Annotated in this window: 19 protein-coding genes; 8 read left to right on the top strand and 11 right to left on the bottom strand. The window is 62.6% G+C overall.

Annotation, left to right across the window (positions count from 1 at the left end; translation table 11 throughout):
- Window positions 1–120 precede the first annotated feature (120 nt).
- The 6 genes from adk to RUGAMON1_RS27440 form a co-directional block, all read right to left on the bottom strand.
- Window positions 121–777: an adenylate kinase gene (gene adk, locus RUGAMON1_RS27465; RefSeq protein ID WP_445233491.1), complete on the bottom strand. Its 657-nt coding sequence runs from the start codon at window positions 775–777 to the stop codon at window positions 121–123.
- Window positions 778–991: 214 nt separating this feature from the next.
- Window positions 992–1750 carry a 3-deoxy-manno-octulosonate cytidylyltransferase gene (gene kdsB, locus RUGAMON1_RS27460; protein WP_445233490.1) on the bottom strand — a complete coding sequence of 253 codons (759 nt, stop codon included), beginning with the start codon at window positions 1748–1750 and terminating at the stop codon, window positions 992–994.
- A 3-nt stretch (window positions 1751–1753) separates the two neighbouring features.
- Window positions 1754–1930, bottom strand: coding sequence for a Trm112 family protein (locus tag RUGAMON1_RS27455; protein ID WP_008446346.1), 177 nt, complete (start codon window positions 1928–1930; stop codon window positions 1754–1756).
- Entirely contained in the window at window positions 1911–3065 is a 1155-nt protein-coding gene (gene lpxK / locus RUGAMON1_RS27450) for a tetraacyldisaccharide 4'-kinase (protein ID WP_445233489.1), read from the bottom strand. Before lpxK ends, RUGAMON1_RS27455 begins: the two co-directional genes overlap by 20 nt.
- Entirely contained in the window at window positions 3066–3500 is a 435-nt protein-coding gene (locus RUGAMON1_RS27445; protein WP_020705552.1) for an ExbD/TolR family protein, read from the bottom strand.
- A 9-nt stretch (window positions 3501–3509) separates the two neighbouring features.
- The gene (locus RUGAMON1_RS27440; protein WP_445233488.1) at window positions 3510–4115 is read right to left on the bottom strand and encodes a MotA/TolQ/ExbB proton channel family protein; all 606 of its coding nucleotides are present in this window, start codon (window positions 4113–4115) and stop codon (window positions 3510–3512) included.
- A gap of 1359 nt (window positions 4116–5474) precedes the next feature.
- On the opposite strand from RUGAMON1_RS27440, the gene xseA reads away from it, so the two are divergent.
- Entirely contained in the window at window positions 5475–6845 is a 1371-nt protein-coding gene (xseA, locus tag RUGAMON1_RS27435) for an exodeoxyribonuclease VII large subunit (protein ID WP_445233487.1), read from the top strand.
- Here xseA and RUGAMON1_RS27430 read toward each other — a convergent pair.
- Window positions 6802–7998, bottom strand: coding sequence for a serine hydrolase domain-containing protein (locus RUGAMON1_RS27430; protein ID WP_445233486.1), 1197 nt, complete (start codon window positions 7996–7998; stop codon window positions 6802–6804). The genes xseA and RUGAMON1_RS27430 overlap by 44 nt on opposite strands.
- Before the next feature lie 80 nt (window positions 7999–8078).
- Between RUGAMON1_RS27430 and RUGAMON1_RS27425 the strand changes: the two genes are divergently transcribed.
- The 4 genes from RUGAMON1_RS27425 to RUGAMON1_RS27410 are packed head-to-tail and all read left to right on the top strand — an operon-like array spanning window position 8079 to window position 10677.
- Entirely contained in the window at window positions 8079–9704 is a 1626-nt protein-coding gene (locus RUGAMON1_RS27425; RefSeq protein ID WP_445233485.1) for a hypothetical protein, read from the top strand.
- Window positions 9701–10297 carry a CPBP family intramembrane glutamic endopeptidase gene (locus RUGAMON1_RS27420; RefSeq protein WP_445233484.1) on the top strand — a complete coding sequence of 199 codons (597 nt, stop codon included), beginning with the start codon at window positions 9701–9703 and terminating at the stop codon, window positions 10295–10297. The genes RUGAMON1_RS27425 and RUGAMON1_RS27420 overlap by 4 nt, the downstream gene beginning before the upstream one ends.
- Before the next feature lie 2 nt (window positions 10298–10299).
- Window positions 10300–10548, top strand: coding sequence for a hypothetical protein (locus RUGAMON1_RS27415; protein WP_445233483.1), 249 nt, complete (start codon window positions 10300–10302; stop codon window positions 10546–10548).
- 18 nt (window positions 10549–10566) lie between these two features.
- On the top strand, window positions 10567–10677 hold the full coding sequence (locus RUGAMON1_RS27410) for a DUF6429 family protein (protein ID WP_445233482.1): 111 nt from the start codon (window positions 10567–10569) through the stop codon (window positions 10675–10677).
- Between the two features lie 42 nt (window positions 10678–10719).
- Here the strand turns inward: RUGAMON1_RS27410 and RUGAMON1_RS27405 are convergent, their stop codons facing one another.
- The 3 genes from RUGAMON1_RS27405 to RUGAMON1_RS27395 all read right to left on the bottom strand — a co-directional run bounded on the left by RUGAMON1_RS27405 (window position 10720) and on the right by RUGAMON1_RS27395 (window position 16993).
- Window positions 10720–12936 (bottom strand): glycoside hydrolase family 3 C-terminal domain-containing protein, encoded by a 2217-nt coding sequence (locus RUGAMON1_RS27405; RefSeq protein WP_445233481.1) that lies wholly within the window; start codon window positions 12934–12936, stop codon window positions 10720–10722.
- 58 nt (window positions 12937–12994) lie between these two features.
- Window positions 12995–15643 carry a TonB-dependent receptor gene (locus RUGAMON1_RS27400; protein ID WP_445233480.1) on the bottom strand — a complete coding sequence of 883 codons (2649 nt, stop codon included), beginning with the start codon at window positions 15641–15643 and terminating at the stop codon, window positions 12995–12997.
- 123 nt (window positions 15644–15766) lie between these two features.
- Entirely contained in the window at window positions 15767–16993 is a 1227-nt protein-coding gene (locus RUGAMON1_RS27395; RefSeq protein WP_445233479.1) for an RICIN domain-containing protein, read from the bottom strand.
- 244 nt (window positions 16994–17237) lie between these two features.
- On the opposite strand from RUGAMON1_RS27395, the gene RUGAMON1_RS27390 reads away from it, so the two are divergent.
- Complete coding sequence (locus tag RUGAMON1_RS27390; protein ID WP_445233478.1) at window positions 17238–18104, top strand: AraC family transcriptional regulator; 867 nt, start codon at window positions 17238–17240, stop codon at window positions 18102–18104.
- On the opposite strand, the gene RUGAMON1_RS27385 is transcribed toward RUGAMON1_RS27390, so the two are convergent.
- A complete protein-coding gene (locus RUGAMON1_RS27385; RefSeq protein WP_445233477.1) occupies window positions 18105–19097 on the bottom strand; it encodes a glucokinase in 993 nt (330 codons plus the stop codon).
- A 236-nt stretch (window positions 19098–19333) separates the two neighbouring features.
- Here RUGAMON1_RS27385 and RUGAMON1_RS27380 point away from each other — a divergent pair, with 236 nt between their 5' ends.
- Together RUGAMON1_RS27380 and sodB are read left to right on the top strand one after the other, a co-directional pair.
- The gene (locus RUGAMON1_RS27380; protein WP_332854395.1) at window positions 19334–20314 is read left to right on the top strand and encodes a LacI family DNA-binding transcriptional regulator; all 981 of its coding nucleotides are present in this window, start codon (window positions 19334–19336) and stop codon (window positions 20312–20314) included.
- Between the two features lie 126 nt (window positions 20315–20440).
- Entirely contained in the window at window positions 20441–21019 is a 579-nt protein-coding gene (gene sodB / locus RUGAMON1_RS27375; protein WP_445233476.1) for a superoxide dismutase [Fe], read from the top strand.
- Window positions 21020–21148: the final 129 nt, after the last annotated feature.

Below are 21148 nucleotides of genomic sequence, written 5' to 3'. Positions count from 1 at the left end.
GCCGGGTAGGCAAGCGCAGCAAACTAAACCTGCGAACTGCAACACTTCATAAAACGGGATGGCATCCAGCCGATTTCGGGCGCAAAAAAAGCGGACACTCGGTCCGCTCTACTTTAACGCTTATTCCGCGAGCGCGGCAAACGCGCTGTCGCGAATTTGCTCTACCGGACCGACGCCGACGATGCGGCGATACTTCGGCGCACCCGGTTGACCGGTTTGCGCCCAGTTGTTGTAGTAGCTCAGCAGCACTTCGGTCTGGTTGTGATAGACGTCCAGGCGCTTCTTGACGGTCTCGGCCTTGTCGTCGTCGCGCTGCACCAGCGGCTCGCCGGTGACGTCGTCCTTGCCTTCGACTTTAGGCGGATTGAACTTGACGTGGTAGACGCGGCCCGAACCCGGATGGCAACGGCGGCCGTCCATGCGCTCGATGATCGATTCGTCCGGCACGGCGATTTCCAGCACGTAGTCCACCGCCACGCCGCTGTCCTTCATCGCGTCGGCTTGCGCCACGGTGCGTGGGAAGCCGTCGAACAGGTAGCCGTTGGCGCAATCCGGCTCGGCCAGACGGTCCTTGACCAGGCCGATAATGATGTCATCCGATACCAAACCGCCAGCATCCATCACCTTCTTGGCTGCCAGGCCCATTTCCGTGCCCGCCTTGATCGCGGCGCGCAGCATGTCGCCGGTGGAGATTTGCGGGATGTTATATTTTTCTTTGATGAAATTAGCCTGGGTGCCCTTGCCGGCTCCTGGTGCTCCTAAAAGAATAAGACGCATGAAAAATTCCTAAAACAGATATGGATGGGTTAGTTGGTATCGGATCGTACGAAACTTACCACAAAACTTCGTCTCAACGCCAATTTGTGACGGTTTGGACCGTTCTTAGCAGGCGAAACCGGGGTACGGAGAGATATTCCGTATGAATATCGCACCGTTGTCTTCGTTATATCAGTCGTAACTGACTACTGGCTGACGCGCCGTTTGATACAAATCAATAGAACTGCCGGACGCGCACCAGGTCTTCCGGCGTGTCCACCCCGGCCGCCGGGGCCGAGTCGGTCACATGGACCGCGATGGAATAGCCGTGCCACAGCACGCGCAACTGCTCCAGTGCTTCGATCGATTCCAGCGGCGACACCTCCAGCGCCGGGTAGGCTTGCAGGAAATCGTTGCGGTAGGCGTACAGTCCGATGTGACGGAGCGGTACGTAACCGTCCGGCAGCGCTGATTTAGACTGCGCAAAGGCGTCGCGGTTCCAGGGTATGGTCGCGCGCGAGAAATACAGGGCCCGGCCGGTCTTGTCCAGCACCACCTTGACCACGTTGGGGTTGAAGGCGTCGGCGGCGTCGTGCAGCGGGTGGGCGCAGGTGGACATCGGCACCTCGGCGTTGATGCGCGCGGCGGCCGCCTGCAGCAGCGCCGGGTCGATCAGCGGCTCGTCGCCCTGCAGGTTGACGACCACGGCGTCGGCCGGCAGGTTCAGCGCGCGCGCCACTTCGGCGATGCGGTCGGTGCCGGACGGATGGTCGGCGCGGGTCACGCACACTTCCACGCCGTGCTGTTCGCAGGCGGCGCGGATGTCTTCATGGTCGGTGGCGACGATGATGCGGCTGGCGCCGGCCTGCTGCGCGCGCTCGGCCACGCGCACCACCATGGGCTTGCCGCCCAGGTCGGCCAGCGGCTTGTTCGGCAAGCGGGTCGAGGCCAGGCGGGCCGGAATGATGACGATGAACGGGGACACTGAGGACACCGCTTATTCCGCCTTGTCCTGCAGGGTGCGCGCCTCGTCGGCCCACATGATGGGGATGCCGTCGCGGATCGGATAGGCCAGGCGGTCGCCCTTGCATATCATTTCCTGGGCTTTTTTATCGTACTCCAGGGGGCCTTTGCAGACCGGGCATACCAGGATATCAAGCAATCGAGCGTCCACGACATTTCTCCACAATTTGTTCGGCCAGCGCGCCGTCGAGGTGCGCCGTCACCGGGACCACCCATAGTCGCGGGTCGTCTCTGAGTTCTTCAATTTGCGCACATTTTACTGCATCCTTCTCGGTCATCAAGATCAGGTCCGCATCGAGCGCGGCAAACGGGCGGTCCTGGAAGTCGTGATGGTCGGGCAAAGGCAGCTCCGTGATGCGCAGGCCGGCGGCCTTCAGCATGCCGAAGAAGCGCGCCGGATTGCCGATGCCGGCGGCGGCGGCCAGCCGCAGGTCGGACTGCGCGAGGGTTGACAGCGAACGGCGCTGCGAGCGGTCGATGAGCTGTTCAGCAAACTGGCCCTCAAGCGTCATCTGTATCGGGCGCCCGCCCAAACCCGCACTGCGGCTGCCAGGGGTCAGACCCCGTACGGGGTCCGACCCCGACCTTAGGGGGCGGCTTTTCGGCTCAATCTGGCAGCCGACCGATCGTGCCAGCTCCTCCGTCAGCTGCGGGGTGTTGATGACGGTGAAGTCACGCCGGCGCGAGACCGGCTCCCGCAGCGGACCGGCCGGCAGCAGCCAGCCGTTGCCGGCGCCGCGGCCGTCGAACAGGATGATTTCCACGTCGCGCTGCAGGGCGTAATGCTGCAAGCCGTCGTCGGTCAGCAGGATGTTCACCTCGGGATGGGCGGCCAGCAGCGCGCGGCCGGTGGCGGCGCGGTCGCGGCCGACCATCACCGGGCAGCCGGTGCGCTGCTTGATCAGCAACGGCTCGTCGCCGACCTGGGCCGGCGTGGACGCCTGGGTCACCTCGCGCGCGGCGCTGCCGTCACTGCCGTCGCTGCCGTGGCCGCGCGAGATCACGCCGGGCGTCATGCCGGCCGCCTGCAGCGCCTGCACCAGCCAGATCGTCAGCGGCGTCTTGCCGGTGCCGCCGATGTAGATATTCCCCACCACCACCACCGGCACCGGCAGCCGCGCGGACGTCAGCAGGCCGGCGCGGAACATGGCCGCCCGCAGGCCGCTGAGCGCGCGGAACAGCAGCGACACCGGCCACAAGGCGCAGGCCAGCGGCCCGCGCCGCAGCCAGTTACGCGTCAGCGTCGTTTCGAGCGCTGACGACTTGGAGGGGGAAGATGTGGACACTTATTTTGCGGCACTGGTCTGCGCGGCAAAAGTCAGCTTTTCATAGCCTGCGATGCGCGCCGCTTCCATCACGTTGATCACCATCTGGTGCATCGCGAACTGGTCGGCGTTGACGATCACCACCGGCGACTTGCCGCCCGCCCCGCCCTTGTCGGCGGCGTTCTTCATGGCCTGCGCGAAGCCGGCCACATCGTGGAACGACACCGGATCACCGTTGATCGTGTAGTTGCCCTTGGCGTCCACCGTCACGTTCAGCTCGAACGGCTTGTCGGTCGCCTTCTGCGCGTCGGCGGTGGGCAGCGTGATCTGCAGTTCGGTGAACTTGCTGTAGGTGGTGCTCACCATCAGGAAGATCAGGATCACCAGCAGCACGTCGATGAAGGGGATCAGGTTGATCTCGGGGTCCTCGCGGTGCCGGCCTTTGCGGAAGTTCATGCGGCGTCCTTACTTGCGCTTGCTATGCACGACATCGACAAACTTCACCGCCAGCTGTTCCATCTCGATGACAAAGCTGTCCACCAGCGCGCGGAAGTGACGGTAGAAGACCAGCGTCGGCATCGCGATCGCCAGGCCGAAGCCGGTGTTATACAAGGCCACCGAAATACCGTGCGCCAGTTGCGCAGGATTGGAGCCGGTCGCATTCTGCGCGCCAAAAATCTCGATCATGCCGACCACCGTGCCGAACAGGCCCATCAGCGGCGCCAGCGTCGCGATCGTGCCCAGCGTCGTCAGGAAGCGTTCCAGCGTGTGGGCCACCCCGCTGCCGGCCTCTTCAATGGACTCCTTCATCACATCGCGCGGCGCATCGATGTTGCGCAGCGCGGCCGACAGCACCACGCCCAGCGGCGAACTTTTCTCCAGCTTGTCGATGACGTCCGGCGTGATATTGCCGCCACGATAGACCTGCACCACTTCATCCAGCAACTTTTTCGGCAGGATCTTGCTGCGACGCAGATAGAGCAAGCGTTCGATGATCAGCGCTGTCGCGACGATCGATGCGACCAGCAACAACCAGATGGGCCAACCGGCAGCTTGTAATATGGCGAGCAAAAGGAACTCCTGTCTAGATAAACACCCGAAGGCGCAATGTATCTTGTTGGGCCGTCCTCGGCAAGTGGTGGATGACTTCCGGACCGCCCCCGCAAAGCAGTCATCATACAAGCTCGAAAGTTCTGCACATTTTCTGTGGACAATTGTGTGCGCAATACCCACCCGCCCCATCCAAGCCTTTGATTTTAAAGAAGAAGATTTCAAAGCTTAAAAAAAGCGCAGCGGAAGGCCTCAGGCCCGCTTTTTGCTCAGCAAAAGTTATGCCCAGTTATGCCCATATTCTGTTGATAAGATTGTGAGCAAGGCACGTCATGACTATCCAAGTCATTGATTTCAATCAAACTTATCCCCTTGCGTAAAAATCTGGCATATGGCCATATCCGCACCCTATGCATTGCCTTTCCACCAATTTCAGCCACCAAAAGTGGCTAACGGCTGAAGCTGGCCGAGTTCTGCACAAATAATGTGGATAAGATTGTTAGCAAGGATCCCGACTGTATACAAAGTCCTTGATTCATAAGGATATTTTTACCATGCGTAAAAAAAGCGCAGAGGAAAACCGTCAAAAACGCCGGCCAGCGGCGGCGACTTGGCTGTGGACTTCTGCACACTTAATGTGGATAAGATTGTGAGCAACGCCTTCCACATAGTTAAAGAGCGTTGATTTATAAGGGATTTTTTGCCGTGAGTAAAAATAGTGCAGACCTCGGTTTTTGACCGCTTTTCATAGCTAAAAGCTAGTTTTCCACCGGTCCCATCACGTTCGCTACCGATAATGCCTGCCTATCGCCAGAAAGCGGACACTTCTGCACATTTTGTGTGGATAAGATTGTTAGCAAGGCTGCACAGTGCAGGCAAAGTCGTTGATTTATATCGTTTTTATTGCCCTGCGCAAAAATGAAGCAAGCGATTTTTTATCCCCAGCCCGGCCGGCGACCGGCGCGGTAGCCGGCAGCGCCGTCATTCGGCGTCATGCTACGCTTGGGGGCAAGTCGGGAGTTTTGCACATCTTCTGTGGATAAAAGTGTGTGTAATGCCCTGCATCACTACTTAAGTCATTGATTTGTCACAATATACTTTCTCTGCGTAAATTTTAAGCATGATAAAATCAACAAGAAGGAAATAGCTATCGATCACAAAAGTTTCACACATCTTTTGTGGATAACTTTGTGCGTAACTGCTGGTGGCTGCGGCAAAGTGCTTGATCCGTAAGGGTTTTTCCTTGTTGCACGCAAATACGGCAGAAATGTTTACCCTTTAAAATCATATACCTACCTATAATACTTACCGCTTTAGATGCTCTATGACCGCTGTGTTACAAAAATAACAAAGTGTGGATAGTTTCAATTTTTGACACTTATGAACTTCGACGACCGTAACGACACCGCCCCCGCCGCAGCCCCTGTCATCAGCGTTACCGCTCTCAATCAGGCCGTCGCGCGGCTGCTGGAACGCAGCTTCCCGCTGACGTGGATCTCGGGCGAGGTGTCCAACTTCACCAAGGCCAGTTCCGGCCACTGGTATTTCACGCTCAAGGACGATGCGGCCCAAGTGCGCGCGGTGATGTTCCGCGGCCGCGCCCAATACGCCGGTTTCATTCCGCGTGAAGGCGACAAGGTCGAGGTGCGGGCGCTGGTCACCCTGTACGGCGCGCGCGGCGACTACCAGATCAATGTGGAAGCGATACGCCGCGCCGGCGTCGGCTCGCTGTTTGAAGCCTTCCAGCGGCTCAAGGAGAAGCTGGACGCGGCCGGCCTGTTCCACCCGGAGCGCAAGCGCGCCTTGCCACTGTTCCCGCGCACGGTGGGCATCGTCACCAGCCCGCAGGCGGCCGCGCTGCGCGACGTGTTGACCGCGCTGAAGCGGCGCGCCCCGCACGTGAACGTGGTGCTGTATCCAACGCCGGTGCAGGGCCAGGGCGCCGGCGACAAGATCGCCGCCGCCATCGATACCGCCTCGCTGCGCAACGATTGCGATGTGCTGATCGTCTGCCGTGGCGGTGGCAGCATCGAGGACCTGTGGTCCTTCAACGAAGAAGACGTGGCCTACGCCGTCGCCAACTGCCGCATGCCGGTGATCTCCGGCGTCGGCCACGAGACCGACTTTACGATCTGCGATTTCGCCGCCGACCTGCGCGCGGCCACACCCACCGCCGCCGCCGAACTGGCCGTCACGCCGCGCGCGGACTGGATGGCGTCATTGCGCGCCGACGTCATCGACCTGCGGCGCGCGATGCGGCGCAGTGTCGGCGAAGCGTCGCAGAACCTGGACAACTACACGCGGCGCCTGCTCAGCCCCGGCGCGCAGATCCGCCAGCAGCGCCTGAAGCTGCTGGCGCTGTCGACCGCGATGACGCACGCCAACCGCGCCCCGCTGTCGCAGGCGCGCTTTCAGCTGGACCGCTTGAGCGGCCGGCTCGGCGCGCGCAAGCCGGATGTGACGGCGGCGCGTTCGAAGCTGTCGGACTTCCAGCACCGCGTGACGATGAGCGTCGCCACGCAGCTGGCGCAGCGCCGCGACGCGCTGGCGGCCCTGTCCTCGCAGCTGGAACTGTTGAACCCACAGCGCACGCTGGAACGCGGCTACGCCATCGTCACCGACGACCAGGGCGCCATCGTGCGCGCGCCGGCGCAAATCAAAGCGCGCAGCACGCTCAATTTGCGCCTGGCCGAGGGCAGCGCGCAAGTCAATGTGGAAGCGGTGCAGCCGACTGGCCGCAGCCCGGACTGACAACCGGCTGCTCTCGCGACACCTGCCGATCGTAAGGAATGTAATTCATCCAGAACCACGGCAGGCAGGTCTTGCCGAAGACGTGTTCCACCGCAGGGAAAAACATCTTATCGGCGTTGGAGCTGTTGCTCAACATGACGATGCCCCTTTGCGGCCGCAGGAAGCCGAGCGCGAAGTTGTTGGTGCCGTCGTCATTGCCCTCCTTGAAGAAGGCCGGTCCAAGCGGCGAGTTGTACAGCGGCCAGCCCAGGCCTATCGACAAGCCGATATCGCGATACGCCGCCGTCTCGCCCGGCCAATGCGACGGGAACTGCCGCAGCGACACGATGGCCAACTGCGGCGATAGCATTTCCGCATGCGCCCTGGCCGACAAACCATCCCCCCGCAGCACACCGGCCATGAAGCTGGCATAGTCGTCCAGCGTGGTGTCCATCGAGCCCGCCGCGCGGGCGCGGCTGCGGTGCTTGTGGGCGATGACCGAGCCGTCGGCGCCGTATTGCGTGGCCTCGCGGCCGGCGAAATCTTCGCGCCACACCATGCTGGTATCGCGCATATCGAAACGCGCGAACACCCGTTCCCGCATCAAGGTTTGCAGCGGCATGCCGGTGCGTTCCTCGACCACGATTTGCAGGATCTGCATACCCTCCCCCGAGTACACATAGCGGCTGCCCGGCGGATACTTGAAATCGAGCTTGCCGTCAGGGTTGATGAAGCGCCAGTTCAGCAAGCCGCTGGTATGGGAGAGCAGCATACGTGGGGTCAGCAGCCGCCAGCGCGGGTCGTCGCGCAAGTCGGCGAATGCGGGATAGTCCGGCAACGGCTTGTTCAGCAAGGCTGGCAACGGAGTATCGAGCGCCAGCACCTGTTCGTCCACCAACTGCATCACCATGTAGGCAAAGGCCGCCTTGGTCAATGAGGCGCCGTACATGATGGTGTCCGTGCGCAGCGGCCGGGACGCGGCCACGTCGGCGTAGCCATAAGCCTGGCGATAGACCACCTGCCCGTGGTCGATGACAGCCAGCGCCAGGCCAGGCACTTTGGCAGCCGCCATCAGGCGCCGCATCTCGACATCGATGGCAGGACCGTGCTGCGGCGCGGCGGCACAGCCCGCCAACAACAGCGCGGCAAAAATCATCGGCGATGAGATCTTCATGACTGGATTGTAAGCGCAGGATGCTTGTTTCGATGTTGCATTTGTGATACTTTCGTGCCCCGCCATTTGCATTTCTCAACATGAAAAAATCGCATATCTGGTTGCATCTGTTGGGCGCGACATTGCTGCCGCTCGCCGCACACGCCGCTACGGTCGATGTCGACATCAAACTAGCCTCCGCCGACGCCCTGGAAGTAAGCTTCGCATTGCCGGAGCATTGCACCGCCCTCGCCTTCCTCAAGGATGAACCAGGCGGCCAGGAGATCCGCGCCGCATGGCAAAGGCAAAACGATTGCGCCACCCCGGAAGGCAATCTGCTGAAAAGCGCGGGCGCCTGCACCGCGCGCTTCCGCGTGCCGGCGACGATGCAGAAGATCAGCGGCTACCCCGGTTCCTTCCCGGCGCCTGGCGGCATGTACGTCCACAGCTCCAACTACGCGCTGGCCGACAGCTGCGGGCCGGTGCGCTACCGCTATCTGGCGCCGGATATCGTCATGAACGGCCAGCGCTACCGCGACACGGCAAGCGCCCCCGCCGCCACCGGCGGCGACACCGCCACCATGCTGATGCTGGCGCCGCAAACTTCGACTTCGCTGGACTATTTCGATCCGCGCCTGTCGGCGGCGACGGTTGCGCAAATCCGCGAGGTGGCCGATGGCACGATCTCCTATCTGAGCAAACAACTGCCGCTGGCGCGCTTCACCCGGCCGGTGATTGCAGCCATCGCCGCCAGCGAACCTGGCGGCCCCAATGTCGGCGGCGATGCCAGCAACATCCTGCGTCTGACTTTGTTCAACTGGCCGCAGGTACTGGGACCGGACGAAAAGTCCAAGTTGACGTTGCTGGTGTCGCACGAATTCAGCCACCGCTTCCAGCTACGCGACGCGGTCGATGTCTATCCCGATGCGCGCCTGATCAACGAAGGCGGCGGCGAGTTCCTGCGCTGGCTGACATCGGTGCAGCAAGGTTGGCTCACGCGCCAGGAGGCGGCGGCGCAGCTGGACAAGGCGCTGGCCGAATGCATCCTCTACACCGAAGGCAAAAGCTGGCGAGCACTGACGCCGCGCGCGATCGGCAGCCAGCGGCTCGAATACCTGTGCGGCTTGCCGGCCTACGTCTACAGCCTGGCGGCGCGCCAGGGACCTGGTACCGCGTTGGCGCGCTTCGACCGCTTCTACCATCAACTGCGCCAGGGCCAGGTGCCCGACTTCGCGCACGCGCTGGAATGCGGCGACACACCGGCCTGCAAGCCGCAGGTGCTGCCAGCGTTGCTGACCTCCACCGCGACCATGGAACAACAGTGGAATGACGTGCTGCCCAAGACCGCGCTGGCGACGCTGCGTCCGCCCAGCCAGGCCTTGCGGGACCGGATGGTACTACGCGCCGTGGTCAAGCTGATGGTCGATGACTGCGCCGGCCGCAGCGGCACCACGGAGACGCCGGAAGGCATCATCCTCGATGGCATGACGGTCTGCAAATCGATCCACAAGGACAGCTACGCGACCAGCATCGAAGGCCATCCCGTCTTCGGCGATGCCGCCACAGGACCGGCCATGACCAACGCCTGCCTGGCGCGGCACGAGGTGGCGTTCGGCTTGAAAGATGGCGGCAAGCTGGTAGTGCCCTGCCAGACGCCGTATCAAATGCGCACCGCGTTCTACGCCATCGATATCGACAAAGCCTTGTCCCAGTTGCTGCGCGAATGAGCCAGGCCACCAACAAAATCGGATTGCGCAGGCAGCTCGCCACTTGCGCGCTATTGTCCGGCGTGGCGGCGCTGATCATTTTTTGCTTTCATCAGCCGCCATATGCCGCGTCGCTACTTGCCGGCCTGCCGCTGCACTTTCAAGTCGCCATCGGTTTAGGGATAGGCTGCGCGTACTGGGCCAGCACGCAAATCGGCTACCGGTTTGCAGCCAAGTCGAATACCACGAAAAGCACCGTCGAGAGTTACAGCCGCCTGGACCTGAGCGGAAGAAATCCGATCTGGATTTCGCTGGCGGCGGGCTTCGGGGAAGAACTGTTATTTCGCGGCGCGCTCCAGCCGCTGACAGGCATCTGGCTCGCGTCCGCGATTTTTGTCATTGTTCATACGCGAGCCTACCGCTTCGACGGTTTCAACAAGCGCGTGCTGATACAAGCATGCGCCATTTTCGTTGGCAGCATGGGATTTGGCCTGTTAGCCATGCACGTCGGACTGGTCGCAGCGATGATCACACATGCCGCCGTAGACATTGTTGGCTTGTATGTGATCAAAGGCGAGATGCGCAAGCTCCTGCCCCAGGTTAGGTGCAGATAAACATGCAATTCGTGAGTTCACATCTTGGCCCCTTCTTGATGCTAGCGCTACTGGCGGTGCTCGTGCTGGTCTTGGGGCTTATCTTCGGTACTGTTCGAGCCCTGCCCGTCCAACATCCTTTGCGCACAAGGGCCGAAGCTCTCTGGCATTGGCTAAAAGAAAACCCGGAACTTGCAGGCAAGCGCTTTCAGCAGTCAGTGTTCGCGCTTCTGGTTTTAGTTTTCACAATTCTTACAATTGTCTATTCGTGAAAAGAAGTGTCAACCGGTATGAAAGGGCTAATTTCGGAGCCAGTCGGAAAAGCGAAGTCTGTCGCACTTACTGAGCGTGGCATGGCCGAATCCAACCGCTTACTGGCACAGCTTTTTGGGGAGGATTGATGTGCACTGACAGAGCACATCAATCCGCACGGACAACTCGTCTTACGGCTTGAACGTTCGCGCATCCAGCGTGACAGTGACGCTGGCAGCACCAGCATCCGCCGCGCTGCGCGCCAGCAGCACCTTGTAGCTGCCCTTGGCCACGCGCCAGCTCTTACTGCCGCTGTCGTAGGTCGCCAGCAGGCGCGGATCGACCGTCACGCTGACTTCCCTGCTTTCGCCCGGCGCCAGTTCGACCTTGTCCCAGCCGGCCAGGCGCTTCGGCGCTTCCCACTTCGCGCCCTGCGGCGCCACGTACAGCTGCGGCACATCCTTGCCTTTGACCGCGCCGGTGTTGGTCACCTTGAAGCGCAGTTGCAGCTTGCCGTCCTTCTGGCTCGCGGCCAGGCCGGAATACGCGAACTGCGTATACGACAAGCCATGTCCGAACGGGAACAGCGGCTTCAAACCCTTCAAGTCGAACCACTTGTAGCCAATCGCCGCGCCTTCGTGATAGGTGACGGCAAAGCGGGTTTTCTCGTCCTTCGGATCGCCGTCCAGCACCGGCCGTGGCAGCTGGGACGCCGACGCCGGATAGGTCGCCGGTAAGCGGCCCGACGGATTGACTTCACCAAACAGCACGCGGGCGATGGCCTCGCCGCCGCTGGTGCCGGCATACCACGCTTGCAGCACGGCGGCACTCTGGTCCAGCCACGGCATCAGCACCGGACCGGCAGTCTCCAACACCACCACCGTCTTCGGATTGGCCTTGGCGACGGCGGCGATCAGCGCGTCCTGATTATCCGGCAGCGACAGCGACACCGCATCGAGCGCCTCGCCGATCCACTGCTGCGCGAACACCAGCACCACGTCGGCGTCGGCCGCTGCGCGGGCGGCGGCTGCGGCATCCAGTCCATCGAGGTAGACCACCTTGGCGCCTGGCGCGCGCGCCTGGATCGCCTTCAGCGGCGACGACGGATGGTAGACCACCGGACCGGGCCAGGTAGTCGGCGCGATGCCGGTGACGGCGCTGCCGCCCACCGGATACACCAGCGACGAACCGCCGCCGGCCAATACGCCCACATCCGCATGCGCGCCGATGACGACGATCTTCTTCGCGCCGGCCTTCAACGGCAGCACGCTGCCGGCGTTCTTCAGCAGGACCATGCCGTCCTCGGCATCGCTGCGGCTGACCAGCGCATGCGCCGCGAAGTCGATCGCCCCACCCTCCGCCACAGGATGATCGACCACGCCTTTGTCAAACATGGTGCGCAGGATGCGGAACACCATATTGTCCAGGCGCGCCTGCGGCACATGGCCGTTGGCGACAGCCTCCTCCAGCGCGTTGCCGAAGTACCGGCTCTTGTCGAACTCCCAGGCCGATTGCTGATCGAGACCGTTGTTGGCCGCAGCCACGGTGCTGTGCACCGCGCCCCAGTCGGACATGACGTAACCCTTGAAACCCCAGTCCTTCTTCAGCACCTGGTTGAGCAGGTAGTCGCTCTCGCAGGCATAGGCGCCGTTCAGGCGGTTGTAGGCGCACATGACGGAACCGGGATCGGCCTGCTCCAGCACCAGCTGGAATGCCAGCAAGTCGGACATGCGGTTGCTGGCATCGTCGATACGGCTGTCGAGGATGAAGCGGCCGGTCTCCTGGTCGTTGACGGCGAAGTGCTTCATCGTCGCGATCACGTGATTGGATTGGATGCCCTTGATCTGCTGCGCCACCATGGTGCTGGCCAGCAGCGGATCTTCACCGGCGTATTCGAAATTGCGGCCGTTGCGCGGCTCGCGCAGCAGGTTCACGCCGCCGGCCAGCATGACGTTGAAACCGGAGGCGCGCGCCTCGGCACCTATCATCGCGCCGCCGCTGTAGGCCAGCTTGCGGTCCCAGGTGGCGGCGGTGGCCAGGCCGGACGGCAGCGAGGTGCGTTCACGCGGCGTCTTGCCGGCCTGGCTGGCGACGCCCAGGCCGGCGTCGGTCTCGAACAGGGCCGGCAGGCCGAGGCGCGGCACGCCGGCGATATAGCCCGCCGATAAAGGCAGCGCGGCCGGATTGCGTTTCTTGTCGGCGAAGTCGTTGCCGAACCAGCCCATCACCCAACCCAGTTTTTCCTGCTGCGTCATCGCTTGCAGCGCCAGCGTCGCGCGCTGGTCGGCGCCCAGCTTGGCGTCCAGCCACGGGCGGTCGGTCGGAGTGGTGTCGGCGGCAGCAGCCGGCAGCGCGCCGGCAATCGCCAGCGCCAGCGCCAGCAAACGAAGATTCAAAGCAGATTTCAAAATGTCTCCTTGTGGTCGATGCAAACCACGGCGTCCACAGACGCCGTGGGGTTCCGTCTTAGTAGTTGATGCCGAGCCGCATGCCGACCGTGCGCGGTTCGATATAGCCGGCCTGCATCTGGCCGCCGGTCGCCGCACCGCCCCAGGTTTTGGCCCAGGTATCGCTGACGTTGCGCACATAGCCTTCCAGGTTCCACTTGTCGTCCGGGCTGATCAGCTTGAGCGAGACGTCGCCCTTGGCATAACCCTTCTGCGACAGGCCGATATGCGGATCGTCGAAGTTGAGCAGGTCAAAGTATATCTTGCTCTGGTAGCGCATCCCGCCCCAGGCCACCAGCTTGTAGCCGCTGTCGAGATTGAAGTCCTGCGACAGGTTCAGGCCGAAGGTGTATTTCGGCGCGTTCGGCAGCGTGTTGCCTTCGAGGTTGCGGGCGCGGCGGCCGCGCAGGCGCGCCTCAGGTCCGCTGTACATCTCGGGGCATTTCGAGACCGAATTGAACTCGATGCGCTCGTTGCACAGGTAGCCGTCGTTGTAGGAATCGTAGTCGTGGATGGTGGGCTTGATGTAGCTGGCGAAGCCGCCCAGCTTGGCGCCGGCCCACGGCTTGTAGTCCCACTCGATTTCCACGCCGGGGATGTTGACCTTGGCCACGTTGACGGTCTGCCAGCCGTGCTGGATGTCGCAGGCCGGATCGGAGGTGCATGGGCTCTTCGGTATGATCTGCGCGAAGAAGTTGTCGCCGGTGATCTGCATATCCTTGTAGCGCTGGAAGAACGCCACCACCGACAGGCCCAAACGGTTCTGCAGCAGCTTGGCCTTGTAGCCCAGTTCGAAGTTGATGACCGTCTCCGGGCCGTACGGCGTGTACGTGATGTTGGGCGTCGGCCCGCTCACGCACACCATGCCGCCGCACAGGTCGTGCTTGTCGCCGAAGCCGCCGGACTTGTAGCCGGTCGAGATCGAACCATAGGCCATCTCCTGCGCGTTGATCTGCTTGCTCAGGCCCAGGCGCCAGGTGAGTTTGCGCCAGCTGTCGGCGTGGTCGTTCGGGGTCGGATCGCCGAAGCCGAGCAAGGCTTGCGGGCCGTTGTTCGGGCCCATCGCCGTGGTCAGGTCGTAGCCGTTGTGCGGACGCCAGCCGGGCGAGCCGGGCACGCCGGGATTGATCAGGCCAAGGTAGTAGGCGTTCGGGAAGCCGCCGCCCCAGCTGGCGCCGCCGTAGTTGAGGCCGCCCTGGTCGGATTTGCTGTCGCGGCTGAAGCGGGCGCCGGCGGTGCCGGTCCAGGTCGGCGCGAAGGTCCAGTCGGCCTGTGCGAAGGCGGCCTTGGCGTCGATCTCGCGGTCGGGCTGGGCGTAGTACTGCGAGATCGGCGCGCCGTACGGGCCGTAGACCAGGGTCTCCTGCGAGAAGTTGATCTGGTTTTTCTCGTGCATCCAGAACAGGCCGGCGACGTACTTGAGCGCGCCGAAGGTCTGCTTCAATTGCAGCTCGTTGACGGTGGACTTGTAGCGCGAATCATGGGTGCGGGTGGCGCTGTCCTTGACCGGCCAGGTGCCCCAGTTACCGCCCGACGGCAGCGGCAGGCTGGCCTCGACCTGGAACGGCAGCGGATGGAAGCCGTTGTCGTCGTCGTGCACCTGGCTGCGCTGCTGGTCGGCCCAGGCGAAGCCGTAGTCCAGCGTGGTGTTGGCGTTGACGTTCCAGGTGGCTTGCGAGCGCACGGTGTTGATCGTCATGTCGGTCTTGCCCGGCACGTTGATCAGCACATCCCACTGGCCGCGAGTGCAGGCGTAGCGGGTGCCGGCGGCCTGGTCGCAGTCGCGCACGTTGACGTAGCCGGCGCCGTTGTTCTGGAATTTTTCCGCCGTCAGCAGCCATTCGACATCGCGGCCGAACTTCATGCGCGCGGCCAGCCGGCCGGCCCATTCGTCCTGATTGTTGTAGGCGTGGGCGGCGTCGACCTTGGCGTTGTAGCGCTGGTCCACCAGCGGCGTACCAGCCGGAAATACAGCGCCGAAGCCTTTGTCGGTGTAGCCGGTAAAGTCCTGCAACTGGTTCAGGCGGCTGTCCTTTTTCACTTTCATGAAGGTGGCGCGCAAGGCCAGCCAGTCGTTGACGGCGATGTTCTGGATCATGTTGAGCTGCTTCATGTGCAGGCTGCCCATCTCGTACGAGCTGCTGCCGTAGGTGCTGCCGAATTCCGGCTTGGCCGGAATGATGTTGATGCTGCCGGCGGTGGAGTTGCGGCCGAACAGCGTGCCTTGTGGGCCGCGCAGCACTTCCACCTGCTCCAGGTCGAACATCAGCGCCTGCGCGCCCTGCGGACGCGGCGAGTACAGCCCCGCCACGTGCAGGCCGGCCGACGGGTCGCCGATCTCGGTGAAGTTGGTGGCGCTGATGCCGCGGATGGTGATCTGCACCGCCGAGTCGTTACCTTCACTCATCTGCACATTGGGCAGTTCGCCGGAGATGCCCTTGAGCGTGGTGATGCCCTGGCGGGTCAGCTTGTCCTGGGTGAAGGCGGTGACCGCCAGCGGGGTTTTCAACAGCGAGGTGGCGTAGCGGGTGGCGGTTACCTTCACCTCGGCGATGCCGTCCTTGTCGACGTCGGTACCGACGATTTTCGGTGCAGCAGCTGCATCCTCCGCTGCGGCAAAGGCGTGCTGCGCCGTCAGGCTGAAGGCGCTGGCAATTGCCAGGCTCATTAATGTCTTCTTGGTCATCGCGTGCAAAATATGTCTCCTGCTTTTATAGGTGTAAAAAAGCCGGCCCCTGCATCGAGGCCGGCAACTTCGCGGCGGGCGAAGCGATGAACTTGTTGCGGGTCCTTATTGGGCGATCAGCTTGAACGACTGGGCCGGTGTGCCGTTGCAGTCCCAGATCTGCAGCTGCACGCCGTTGGAGGTGGAGGCGGCCGGCACGTCCAGGCACTTGCCGCTGGAGCGGCCGACGAATTTGTAATAGCCGTCGCCCTGGTCCACCGCCTGCCATTGCTGGTTGCTGCCGCCGCCGTAGGTCCACAGCTGGACCGGCGAGCCGTTGGCCGTGCCCCAGCCGGCCACGTCCCACGCCAGCGCCGGCGCCTGCTGGCTGCTGACGCGGTAGTTGCCGCTGTCGGTGGGCGTGAACTTCCACTGCTGGTTGGCGGCGCCGCGGCTGTCGCAAGCCCATTGATGGACCACGGCGCCGTTGCTGGTCGAGAACTCGGCGTCGTCGACGCAGGAGCCGCTGTTCTTGTTGACCACGCTGTACCACTTGCTCGGGTCGATGCCCTTGACCGGATCGGTGTGGAACTGCACGTCGAAATTGCTGCTGGTGAAGCCGGCGCCGTTGCGCCAGATCTCGGTGCCGGCTTCGACATCCAGCAGGTACCAGTTGTTGTTGACCACGTTGCGCCCGACCGAGTCGCGGAAGAACGGCACCAGGTCGAAGTTGACTTCGTTCACCGGCGAGGTGGCGACGTAGGAGATGATGTTCCAGCCCGGCCAGCCACCCGGATTTTTCCAGTCGATCCACACGTCCCAGTTCATCCCATTGATGTTGACGTTGCCGGTCTTGCTGCCGGCCGGTTGCGCCGGGCCGTTGTGGTTAATCCAGATCATGATCTCGGCGCCGTCCGGCTGGCCGCTGGCCGGCGCGGTCGGGCCGGACGAGAACCAGATGTCGTAGGCCACGTCCCAGTTGCCGGCCGCGCCGGGCGCGATGCGCCAGCGGGTCGGCGCATAGGTCAGCGCCTTCGCCTGCAGCGGCAGGCCGCTGTCCTTGGTGCACGAGCCCCAGTGGCAGCCCTTGTAGATGGCCGGATAGGAAGCCGGCGTGCTGTCCGGCGACAACGGCGCGCTGCTCAAGCTCCATTCGCCGGTGTCGGAATTAACGTTGATGCACTGGGAACCGCTGGCCTTGTCGTTCCAGTAGTTGGTGATGACGGTGTAGGTCTCGCCCAGCACCGGATACGAGGCGTAACGCTCGCAGCTCGATGCGGCCATGCCGGGTGCGCTGTAGGCGAGCGTGACGGCTGCCGCGAGCATCAGTCTGGATTTCGTGGTGAATGTCATTTGCTTAGTCTCCATCATGTTTTTGTAAGAGATCTCCTGTCTGCAATGCCAAACAACAACATTGCATACAGAGAAAGCATAGTCAGATTGCCAGCCCTCCACCCGTTCAAAGTTGCGCAGCGTGGAGAGTGTCTTTTCAACCACAACACATGTAACGGTACTGGTCTTGCAGGAAAGAGATGACTATGATGGAAACGTTTCACTCATCTTTACATTTTACCAACCTGTAGGATGGAACAAGTTTATGCACATGCCTTCCCCCACGTCCCGGCCGCTGGAATACCGGCTGAACCAGGTCCTGGACTACATCGATGGGCATCTGGGCCAGAACCTGAATCTCGACTGTCTGGCCGCGCTGGCCCATTTGTCGCGCTACCATTTCCTGCGCCGCTTCCAGCAATGGAGCGCCGAGGCGCCGCACGCCTACGTGCGCCGGCGCAGGCTGGAGACCGGCGCCTCGCAGCTGCTGTATTCGTCCGATTCGATCGCCGCCGTCGCGCAGAACTGCGGCTTCGACACCGCCGACGGCTTCGCCCGCGCGTTCCGTCAGTACTTCGGCCTGTCGCCATCGCGCTGGCGCGATGAGCGTCGCGACATGGCGGCCGCCAGCGGCCTGGGTCCGGTGGCCGGCCAGAACGGGCCGGTGCGCATCGTCCGCCTGCCGACAGCGCGCGTGGCCTACACCCGCCACTTCGGCCCGTACGACGAGGACAGCGCGGCGCAATGGTCGCAGCTCGACACCTGGTGCCGCCAGCATGCGCTGCCGCCGTCGCCGCGCTTCGGCATGGGACTGGACGATCCCGATATCACCGCGCCGGAAAAATGCCGCTACGACGTTTGCGTGGAGCTGCCCGATAGTTTTGTGGCGCCGGCCGGCATGCCGATCAAGACCATCGCCGGCGGCGCGCATGCGGTGCTGCGCTTCATCGGTCCGCGCGTGCTGAGCAAGGACGCCTGGCACCGGCTGCTGCGCGACGGCGTGCTGTACGGCCGCTACAAGGCCGCGGCCCGCCCCTGCTTCGAACGCTACGAAGCGGATCGGCTCGACGCCTGCGTGGAGGCGCAGGATTGCGAGCTATGCCTGCCGCTGGAGCCGCAGATGGATTTGTGATCAGCCGGCCGACAGCATGGCCGACATGCCGATCAGCGTGGGATATTGTTCGGTGATGACGAAGGTGGGAATGTGCGACAGGTAGTCCGAGAAGCGGCCCTTCTGCTCGAAGCGCGCGCGGAAGCCGGAGCGCTCGAAGAACTCGCTCATCTGCGGCACGATGCGGCCGCCGATGTAGATGCCGCCCTTGGCGCCCAGGGTCAGCGCGACGTTGCCGGCCACGGTGCCGAGCATGTCGCAGAAGGCGTCGAGCGTCTCCTCGCACACGGGGCACAAACGGTGCAGGCCGCGCTCCATGATCTGCGCGGTGGACAGGTCCTGCGGCTCGACGCGGGCGCGCTCGGCCAGCGCGCGGTACACCAGCGCGATGCCGATGCCCGACACCAGCCGCTCGCTCGACACATGCTCGTGGTAGCGCCGCGCATAGCGCAGGATGTCGATCTCGCGCTCGTTCATCGGCGCGAAGGTGCTGTGGCCTCCCTCGCTGTCGATGGCGATCCAGCGGTCGCCGGCCGGCACCAGGCCGGACACGCCCAGTCCCGCATCCGCGCCCACCAGGCCGATGGTGGCGCCGCTGCGCGCTACGCCGCCGCCGATCTGGCGCTTGTGGTCCGGCGCCAGGTAGGGCAAGGCGCTGGCCAGCGCGGTGAAGTCGTTCACCACCACCAGCGATTTCAGACTGAATTGCGAACACACCGCCTCGATCGAGAACGACCAGTGGTGATTGGTCATCGTCACCCAGTCGCCGTCGATGGGATTGGCGATGGCGATGCCGGCGAAGCGCGCCTGGTAGCCGCCGGCCGCCACCGTGGCCGTCTGCGACAGGTAGGCCACCAGCGCCGCGCCCAGGGTCGGATAGGCCGCGCAGTCGGTCACCCAGATCGCCTCGATGCGGTTGGGGGCAGTCTCCAGGCCGAAGCTGGCGCTGGTGCCGCCGATGTCAGCCAGCAGGCGCGGGCCGTGTGCGAGGTGCGAAAAAGATTCGCGTTTCATGGTCTCTTCCTTGTTATTACCGGCGGCTTGATTATATGTCACGTCGCTTATGAAAACGTTTTCAAGCACTGTTTTCATTAAATAACGTATCCCGATGAAAGTCAATGCGCGATCACCGGTGGATTTGGCGGAAAGCCGGAGAATTTATGGTAATCTTCCGGCGAAAAGGTTTTCAGATAAAAAACATAGGACTTGCCTTGGCAGACACCCCCCACTCCTCCGGCCCATCGACCCTGATGGATGTTGCACGCCAGGCGGGAGTATCGCCCAGTACCGTGTCGCGCATCCTCAACGGCACCGCCAAGGTGTCGGACGACAAGCGCCTGGCCGTGCTGGCCGCCATCGACAAGATGAAGTTCGCGCCCAACCAGATGGCGCAGGGCCTGAAAAAAGGCCGCTCGATGACCATCGGCATCGTGGTGCAGGATATCTCCTCTCCCTTCTTCGACGAGACGCTGCGCGGCGTCGACGACGGCTTGAAGGGCACCGGCTACGCCTCGGTGATCGTCAGCGGCCACTGGAACGCGGAAGAGGAAGCGGACCGCATGCGCCTGCTGCTGGCGCGCAAGGTCGACGGCATCATCCTGCTGTCGGGCCGCATGTCGGACCAGGCCGTGCTGGGCTTTTCCAGCCAGCGCCCGATCGTCTCCACCGGCCGCGCGCTGCAAACCCGCAGCGCCCTGGGCTTCAAGCTGGACAACGAATCGGGCGCCTACCTGGCGGTCCACCACCTGATCGAGCTGGGCCACCGCAAGATCGCCTTCATCTCCGGGCCGGCCAACAACATCGACGCCGCCGAGCGCCTGGCCGGCTACACCCGCGCGCTGAGCGAGGCGCACATCGAGCTGGACGCCAACCTGATCGTCGAGGGCAACTACCACGAGTCCAGCGGCATGCTGGCCATGAACCGCCTGTTCGACACGCACCAGCAATTTACCGCCGTGTTCGCGGCCAACGACCTGAGCGCGTACGGCGCGCGGCTGGCGCTGTACCGCAAGGGCATCCGCGTGCCGGACGACATCTCGCTGGTCGGCTTCGACGATTTGCCCGGTTCCTCATATACCACGCCGCCTCTAACGACTATACGCCAGCCCTTGTATGACATCGGCCGCATCGCCACCCAGGCGCTGCTGCGCATCATCAACGGCGAGGAAGCACGGGGCGAAGTGCCGCCGCTGGAGCTGATCGTGCGCGAAACCACGCGGCGCGTGCGCTGACCGAGTAGCCACACGGAAAACTGGTCTTTTCTGCACCAAAGGTCCATCCGCTTTACAATGACGGACGTTTCGGCAAGAATCACCCTCGATCTTTTTCACATCGTCAAACCAACAAAAGGAAGAACAATGGAACATACCCTGCCACCACTGCCATATGCAATCGACGCCCTGGCGCCGCACATCTCGCAAGAAACGCTGGAATACCACTACGGTAAGCATCATCAAACGTATGTGACCAACCTGAACAACCTGATCAAGGGCACCGAGTTCGAGAACCTGTCCCTGGAAGAGATCATCAAGAAATCGTCCGGTGGCATCTTCAACAACTCCGCCCAGGTATGGAACCACACCTTCTACTGGAACGGCCTGACCCCGAACGGCAAAGGCGCACCAGACGGCGCGCTGGCCGACGCGATCAACGCCAAGTGGGGTTCGTTCGACAAGTTCAAGGAAGAGTTCACCAAGTCGTGCGTAGGCAACTTCGGTTCGAGCTGGACCTGGCTGGTGAAAAAAGCCGACGGTTCGCTGGACATCGTCAACACCTCCAACGCCGCCACCCCGCTGACCACCGACGCCAAAGCGCTGATCACCTGCGACCTGTGGGAGCACGCCTACTACATCGACTACCGCAATGCGCGTCCTAAGTATGTAGAGACCTTCTTCAAGCTGGCCAACTGGGACTTCGCAGCCGCGAACTTCGCTTAAGCGATCTGAGTTAGCCACTCCGGGGTCAGATACCGTCTTGAATGACAAGCCCTTTCGATAGGTAATTGGGATCGAAAGGCTTGTCATTGTGTATCACCCCATAAATTAAGTGGGCCAGTTTGTGCATAA

Source organism: Duganella rhizosphaerae, assembly GCF_040364205.1.
GTDB classification, from domain to species: domain Bacteria; phylum Pseudomonadota; class Gammaproteobacteria; order Burkholderiales; family Burkholderiaceae_D; genus Rugamonas; species Rugamonas rhizosphaerae.
This window is presented reverse-complemented; position numbering and strand designations above follow the sequence as displayed.